A 493-nucleotide genomic window follows, 5' to 3' on the forward strand; every position below is an offset into this window, starting at 1 on the left:
GCCACGTTGCCGGTGTCGACGATGAACTCAATCGGCGCGGACTCGTCGCTCTGGTTACCCGCCGGATCTTCGATGATCACGATGATGCTGTGCTCGCCGTCTTGCAGCGGCGGAACCGGGGTGAATTCCCAGCTGCCGTCTTCGCCAACGATGGTGGTGCCGATGACGTCGTCGCCGTCTTTCACGATCACTTTGTCGCCCGGCTCGCCGGTGCCGCCAAAGGGCGGGGTGCTGTCGTCGGTGGTGTCGCCGCTTTGAATTGGACCGGTAATTGGGCCGACGTTGTCTTCTGCCGTCAGGTCGTCTGCGGCGTCAGGTTTGGTCAGGTCCAGCTCCAGCTGGAAGTTGCCGGTGGCGGTTTTATTGCCCGCCGCGTCGGTCACTTCCGCACGGAAGTTGTGCACGCCTTCGGAAAGATCGGTCGCTGGCGTGAAGCTCCAGTGGCCATTCGGATCGGCAGTCGCAGAACCCTGTACCTTGCCGTCCATGATGA

The 493-nt window shown here is 62.3% G+C and carries 1 protein-coding gene; it reads right to left on the bottom strand.

Annotated features, from left to right (window positions below; translation table 11 throughout):
• A partial coding sequence (locus tag KVT28_RS24690) for an Ig-like domain-containing protein (protein WP_217550770.1) occupies positions 1-493 on the bottom strand: 493 nt, incomplete at both ends.

Source organism: Pantoea sp. GbtcB22 (assembly GCF_019091025.1).
GTDB lineage: Bacteria > Pseudomonadota > Gammaproteobacteria > Enterobacterales > Enterobacteriaceae > Pantoea > Pantoea leporis.